8 protein-coding genes and 1 pseudogene are annotated in these 7077 nt (G+C 37.8%); 8 read left to right on the top strand and 1 reads right to left on the bottom strand.

Features of this window, described 5'->3' with window-relative positions; translation table 11 throughout:
• Window positions 1-85 precede the first annotated feature (85 nt).
• Window positions 86-397: a PepSY domain-containing protein gene (locus GFJ36_RS24200; protein WP_048540743.1), complete on the bottom strand. Its 312-nt coding sequence runs from the start codon at window positions 395-397 to the stop codon at window positions 86-88.
• 148 nt (window positions 398-545) lie between these two features.
• Between GFJ36_RS24200 and GFJ36_RS24195 the strand changes: the two genes are divergently transcribed.
• From GFJ36_RS24195 to GFJ36_RS24160, 8 genes and pseudogenes are all read left to right on the top strand, one after another.
• Entirely contained in the window at window positions 546-1619 is a 1074-nt protein-coding gene (locus tag GFJ36_RS24195; RefSeq protein ID WP_098230844.1) for a M42 family metallopeptidase, read from the top strand.
• 284 nt (window positions 1620-1903) lie between these two features.
• Window positions 1904-2413, top strand: coding sequence for a DUF84 family protein (locus GFJ36_RS24190; RefSeq protein WP_098091847.1), 510 nt, complete (start codon window positions 1904-1906; stop codon window positions 2411-2413).
• 83 nt (window positions 2414-2496) lie between these two features.
• The gene (locus GFJ36_RS24185) at window positions 2497-2811 is read left to right on the top strand and encodes a thioredoxin family protein (RefSeq protein ID WP_000838193.1); all 315 of its coding nucleotides are present in this window, start codon (window positions 2497-2499) and stop codon (window positions 2809-2811) included.
• Window positions 2812-2889: 78 nt separating this feature from the next.
• Window positions 2890-3702: a DUF1444 domain-containing protein gene (locus GFJ36_RS24180; protein ID WP_000784602.1), complete on the top strand. Its 813-nt coding sequence runs from the start codon at window positions 2890-2892 to the stop codon at window positions 3700-3702.
• Window positions 3699-4313 (top strand): YtpR family tRNA-binding protein, encoded by a 615-nt coding sequence (gene ytpR, locus GFJ36_RS24175; protein ID WP_001006767.1) that lies wholly within the window; start codon window positions 3699-3701, stop codon window positions 4311-4313. The genes GFJ36_RS24180 and ytpR overlap by 4 nt, the downstream gene beginning before the upstream one ends.
• 194 nt (window positions 4314-4507) lie before the next feature.
• Window positions 4508-4852: a thiamine transporter gene (locus tag GFJ36_RS24170; RefSeq protein WP_088064593.1), complete on the top strand. Its 345-nt coding sequence runs from the start codon at window positions 4508-4510 to the stop codon at window positions 4850-4852.
• 38 nt (window positions 4853-4890) lie between these two features.
• Entirely contained in the window at window positions 4891-5847 is a 957-nt protein-coding gene (locus GFJ36_RS24165; protein WP_098133123.1) for an N-acetylmuramoyl-L-alanine amidase, read from the top strand.
• 155 nt (window positions 5848-6002) lie between these two features.
• A pseudogene (locus tag GFJ36_RS24160) lies at window positions 6003-7077 on the top strand (DNA translocase FtsK); the annotation flags it as partial.

Raw genomic sequence — 7077 nt, 5'->3', positions numbered from 1 at the left:
GATATATTTCAAAAATCGCTGATATAAATTTAATCAATATCCGCAATTAAAAAATAAGAGGTTCACCTAATGGGAACCCTCCTTTTTATGCTGCTATAACCTCTAAAACAGTACCTGTTTTAGCATCAACTAAAAATTCAAATCGTTCTTGTATATCATCTAACATTGTTGTAAGACCGCCACGATAAACTTCGTATGCGACATCATATTTTTCAAATGCCTCTGGAACCATATGTACCCAAGAGCCAGTAATTTCACCTTTATGACTTAATGCTTGTTTCACCATTTTCAATGCTTTTTCTGAAGAAATATGGGATTGTTCTTGTACTTTGTTTGCAACAAGATAACCAGCTGCGAACCCAACGCCAAGACCTGCTACTAAACCTTTCCAGCTCATATATTCACCTCAATTCTATAAAATAAAAATAGTGTACCAATAATAATTATAAAGCAAATACAGTTAAAAAAGAAGAAACTAGAAACATTTCGAAAATTTCGTTACAATAAAAGAGGTATTCTACTAAGGTTTGAAAGAAGGGGACTTCGTGAATAAAGAGACATTACAATTATTTCGTACGTTAACAGAATTACAAGGTGCATCAGGTTTCGAACATGATGTACGCCGTTTTATGAAGCAAGAATTAAGCAAATATGCGGATGAAATTGTGCAAGACGGTTTAGGTAGCGTATTTGGTCTGAAAAAAGGAGACGAAACTGGCCCACGTGTTCTTGTAGCAGGTCATATGGATGAAGTAGGTTTCATGATTACGCAAATTACGAAAAACGGGATGCTTCGTTTTCAAACGTTAGGCGGCTGGTGGAGTCAAGTGTTATTAGCGCAACGTGTACAAGTTATGACGAAGAATGGTCCTGTTATTGGGGTTGTTGGTTCTATTCCTCCTCATTTATTAAGTGACGCGCAACGTGCAAAACCGATGGATATAAAAAATATGTTAATTGATATAGGTGCAGATAGCTACGAAGATGCGATTGAGATTGGTGTAAAACCAGGACAACAAATCGTGCCAATCTGTCCGTTTACGCCGATGGCAAATGAAAAGAAAATTATGGCGAAAGCTTGGGACAACCGTTATGGATGTGGCCTTGCAATCGAATTATTAAAAGAATTAAAAGATGAAACATTACCAAACACATTATACTCTGGTGCGACTGTACAAGAAGAAGTTGGTCTTCGCGGTGCACAAACTGCTGCAAATATGATTCAACCAGACATTTTCTATGCGCTTGATGCAAGTCCAGCAAACGATGCATCTGGTGATAAAACGCAGTTCGGTCAATTAGGAAAAGGTGCTCTTCTTCGTATTTACGACCGTACAATGGTAACACATAGAGGAATGCGCGAATTCATTTTAGATACAGCAGAAACACACAACATTCCGTACCAATACTTTATTTCACAAGGTGGTACAGATGCGGGCCGTGTACATACAAGTAACTCAGGTATCCCATCAGCAGTAATTGGTGTTTGCGCACGTTACATTCATACACATGCTTCTATTTTACATGTTGATGATTATGCGGCAGCAAAAGAACTCATTACGAAGCTTGTAAGAGCAACGGATAAAACGACGTTAGAGACAATTAAGAATAACGCGTAGAGGAGAAGGGCAAAAAACCCTTCTTTTTTTAGGTTGAATAGATGCCCCAGCGGTGTGTGGTGGCGGTTAGTGCTTAATAGGTGCTCGAATGGTGTATTAAGACCGTGGGTAGGAAGAAAGAAGAAGCCTGTTTTTTGTTTAGGACCAATAATATTGCGGAAAGCCATCTTCTTTTATAGGTAGAAGGGATTCCACTGTGGTGTGTGATAGTGGTTGGTACTTAATTTGTGCCGAAGCGGATATTGGATGGAACAAAATGATGAATTTTTATAGAGGTGAACGAAATGAAAGTAGTAGTTGGATCGAAGAATAAAACGAAAGTTGGTGCTGTGGAGAAGGTTTGGAAAGATGCTACAATTACATCTCTTTCTGTTCCTTCAGGGGTAGCAAATCAGCCGTTTACAGATGAAGAGACGATGCAAGGAGCGGTTAATAGAGCGAAGCGAGCGCTACAAGAAGGAGAAGCTCAAATTGGTATTGGATTAGAAGGTGGCGTAATGAAAACGGAGCACGGTTTATTTATGTGTAACTGGGGCGCGCTAGCAACAAATACCGGTAAAACATTCGTTGCAGGCGGTGCACGTATTAAGTTACCAGATGATTTTTTAGCACCTCTTGAAGATGGCAAGGAGTTAAGTGAAGTGATGGAAGAGTTTGTAAAGAGAAAAGATATTCGTAGTCACGAAGGTGCTATCGGTATTTTTACAGATGATTATGTCGACCGCACGGAATTATTTGTACACGTTGTTAAGTTACTTGTTGGGCAATATAAGTATGACGAAAAGCAAGCATAAACCTTGCACCATGCGCGATGTATGGTAGTATAAAAGAAAGATTATAACATGAAAAAATGCACTCGTTAGAGGAGGAAATATAGATGAAATCATTAGAAAGCATGGAGCAATTCCAACAATTGAAAAATGAAGAGAATGTAGTCTTTATGTTCTCAGCAGAATGGTGCCCAGACTGCCGTTTTGTAGACCCGTTTATGCCAGAAGTAGAAGAGAAATATAGTGATTTCTCATTTTACTATGTAGATCGTGATGAGTTTATTGATCTATGCGTAAAATTAGACGTATTTGGCATTCCGAGCTTTGTAGCGTACAATAAGGGTGAAGAAACAGGTCGCTATGTAAACAAAGATCGTAAAACACAAGAGCAAATCGAAGAGTTCATTGAAGGTTTAAAATAAGGCAATTTGCCAATTGAATTGTAAAACAACCTCTACCTTCGCGGGGGAGGTTATTTTTTTGGAAGGGAGGAAAAAGAGATGAAGATGACAAGTAAAAAGATGAAAGACGAGTTAATGAAGAAATTATCTCGCCCAGAATGGGACTTTCAGTATGATAGCGAGAAAGAAGTTCTACGTATAGAACAGAAAGACTCGAAAAAAGGTATTAACGTATCGCTTCCAGGAGTTGTGGCAAAATGGGAAGTGAATAAAGAAAAAGCAATTGAAGAGGTTGCTTATTACGTACAAGAAGCGTTAATTGCGATGCATAAAGAAGAAAATAGCGCAGCGAAAATTTTACCTGTTATTCGCTCTACTTCTTTCCCGAAACAAGCAGAAGAAGGAAATCCGTTTATTATGACGGATCATACGGCGGAAACACGTATTTACTACGCGTTAGATTCGAATAAAACGTATCGACTCATTGATGAGCGTCTATTACAAAAATTAGAACTTACAGAGCAACAAGTGCGTGAGATGGCATTATTCAACGCTCGCTCATTAGGTTATGAATTTAAACAAGAAACAGTAGCAGGGAATACATTCTACTTTTTAAACACAAACGATGGGTATGATGCGACTCGTATTTTAAACGAATCGTTACTACAATCGATGCGTGAAAAGATTTCTGGTGACATGGTTGTTGCTGTTCCTCACCAAGATGTATTAATTATTGCTGATATCGTCAACGAAATCGGTTATGATATTATTGCACAAATGACAATGAAATTTTTTGCCGAAGGGCATGTTCCGATTACATCACTTTCATTCGTATATGAAGATGGGGACTTTGAACCAATCTTTATTTTAGCGAAGAATCGGAAGAAGACAGATGGAAAAGAGAAAGGATGAACGAAGTGAACGTTTTTTACAACCTTGAAGGAATTGGTGACACTCTAATTGTTGCCTTACAAGATATTACTTTAGAGAACCGTACTTTTGATCGCAAAGGAGATGTTGCACGCGTATACGATCGTGAAAGCAATGTAACAGCAGGATTCAACATCTTTAATGCGTCTTCTTACTTAGAAGTAAAAGAAACAGGTAACCTAACATTAACGAAAGAATTTGTAGAAAAAATCAACGGGATTTTAGCGAAGAACGGCTTTGAAGAAACAGTAGAAGCAGATCTTTCTCCAAAATTTGTTGTAGGCTATGTAGCTGAAAAAGAGAAGCATCCAAATGCTGATAAGTTAAACATTTGTAAAGTAGAAATCGGTACAGAAACATTACAAATCGTATGTGGCGCACCGAACGTTGATGCAGGACAAAAAGTTGTCGTTGCAAAAATTGGCGCTGTAATGCCAAGCGGTATGTTAATTAAACCAGCTGAACTTCGCGGTGTTCCTTCTTCTGGAATGATTTGCTCAGCGCGTGAATTAGAGCTTCCAGATGCTCCACAAGAAAAAGGTATTCTTGTATTAGAAGATAGCTTTGAAGTTGGACAAGAGTTCAAATTTTAATTGATGTAAGAAAAGAGAGGTTGTCCTTTTGGACAGCCTCTCTTTTCTGTTGAATCGTTGATATATTGCGAGTTGTGACAGATATATTCAAAAAATCGTTCATATGATAAGGATGTCACCTTTTTTCTCAAAAACTATATTGTATTTTATAAACAAACTAGTTAAAATTTAGAAAAATAGAAGGGGATAGACGTATGAAACAACAACTAAAAATTGCAGAACTTCTGAAACGAATTGAAACTTCAAAACAGCAAGATATCGAACTAGGTTCCTATGAAATATATGTGTTTAGCGAAAATGAATTAGAAAAAGGACAAATCGGTTATCGATATGATAAACATAAAAATTCATTAATAGGTGAAGAACATGGAAAATGGAAAGAAGAATGGATTGTTATCGGATATGAAACAGATATGGGGGATCCGATTTTCGTAAATGTGGCTGATGGTGCGTATTTAGTTTATACGGCAGAGCGTGGTACAGAAACGTGGCAACCCGTTCATATTGGAAATATGGATGAGGTTATAAAACAATTATAAAAAACTTTGAGACCGGTGCAAAGTGATGGGAGAAACACATGAAGTATATAAAAATAATGAGCATGATCGCATTCATTGGAATATATATGGGAGGTTGTTCGCAAGAAGAACCGAAAAAAGAAGTAACATCTTCTATGCAGGAAAAAAACAAAGATAACAAGGAAGACGCACCGGTAGAAAAGCAGCAAGAAGAGAAAGAAAAGAAAGAAGAACCGCTAGCAGTTCAAACGAATGAGCAAGTGGAGCAGAAGCAGGAGGAAGTGCTGGCTGAAGAAAAGAAAGAGGAAGCTACGCCAGCGCAGCCAACAGAGCAACCGCTGCAAAATAATGAACAAAAAGTAGAGAGTAATGAAAAACAAGGAAAGTTTCTTGTTGTTATTGATCCGGGGCATCAACAAAAAGCAAATTTATATTTGGAGCCAATCGGGCCAGGAGCAACGACGCAAAAATATAAAGTGACAGATGGTACAACTGGTGTTGTGACGAAAAAAAGAGAGGCTGTTCTTGTATTAGAAATGGCTTCCGTATTAAAAGAAAAGTTAGAAGCAAAGGGAATACAAGTATTAATGACGAGAACGTCACAAGATGTGGATATAAGTAATAAAGAACGCGCGACATTTGCGAATGATCATAAGGCGAATTTATTTTTACGTCTTCATGCAGATGGCTCTGAAAATCCGAATCAAAGTGGATTTGCTGTATTAACGCCGGCAGAAGGAAGTCCGTACACGAAAGAGATTTATGCTGAAAGTCTTCAAATCTCTCAAACGATTGTAAATAAAATGAGAGAGAATCATCAAGTGAAAGTAAATGGAATTAAATTCAGGGATGACCTTTCTGGATTTAATTGGGCAAAGGTTCCTGGCGTACTATTAGAACTTGGATTTATGTCAAATTCTGAAGAAGATAAAAAATTATCTGACCCACAATATGTAAATTCTTTATTGCAAAGTGTAACGGATAGTGTAGATGAGTATCGGAAGAGTAAAGCTTAAACGCAGTCTTACATGGAAGGCTGCGTTTTTCCATATGAAAACACTCGTAAATTAGAATGTTATGGATAAATATGACATGCTTAATTTTACCTGCACTTTTTGCCGAATGCTGATACAATAAAGGATGTTACTATTTAGTAGAAAGAGTGGTAAGCATGTTAGATTGGATGAAAAAGCTGTTTAACAAAGAGGAAGAACAAACAGCGATAAATAAAGAAGTACCAAAGCAAATCGAAAGTCAGCCGAAGATCCCTCGTGTAAACCACTACACTGAAGCAAGAGAAGCACAAATGGCAAGTCGGAATGCAGGTAAATGCCGTTTTCCATTAGTACCGGATAATGGGTTCGATGAAGAGGATGTTATAGCAACAGGGCATTTTGAAGAACAACCTGTTCAAGTTGTAACATATGAAAATCAGCCTACTCAAAGAGGGGTCAAAGTGGAAAGAAGTAGACGACAGTATGTGGAAAAGGTAGTTTCTACATATGAAGAGCCGGCAGTACAATATGAACCGGAGAGAGAGCCTGTCGTAAAGAAAGCATCTGCACCTTCGCAAGAAAGTAACCGTAGACCATTTCGTCCAACAGAAATGATCTCGCCAATTTACGGATATAATCGTCCTTCTGTAGAGAAAAAGGTAGAAAAGCAGGAGGAAAAAAAGGAAAGAGAAGATCTTGAAATATCTGTAGAGGGCAAATCAGTCGTTGATGCATGGTTAGAGAAAAAAGGATATACATTATCTGATTTCTCAGAAGGACAAGCAACGAATTCTTCCAGTCATGAAGGTGTTGATCAGCGAGATCAACAAAGTAAAAAGGAAGAAAAGTCAGTTGTCGATCAATGGCTAGAGAAAAACGGTTATGAAATTGAACGCCAAGAGCCTATAGTAGAAGAAAAAGAAGTGGTTCAAGAAATTAGTGCACAGCAGGCAGTTCCAGCGGGTGAAGTACCTCATCAAACAATTGCTGAGCGTATGGAAGATGCTAAGCAAGAAAGTGACGTAGTGGTCAAAAACATTCTACAAACAGAATTAGTAGATTCTAAAGTAGAGCACGAGGATACAATATTATCAGAAGAAACTAAACGTAATACAGAAATAGAACAACCTACTATTGAAGTAGAAAAGCAAGCTCCAGAAGAATCAGTGATTGTCAAAGCAGAAGAAAAACTTGAAGAAATAATCATCGTGGAAATACCAGAAGAAGTGGAAGTAATTGCAGAAGAAGAAG

Source organism: Bacillus sp. EE-W1 (assembly GCF_009760835.1).
Classification (GTDB): domain Bacteria; phylum Bacillota; class Bacilli; order Bacillales; family Bacillaceae_G; genus Bacillus_A; species Bacillus_A wiedmannii.
This window is presented reverse-complemented; position numbering and strand designations above follow the sequence as displayed.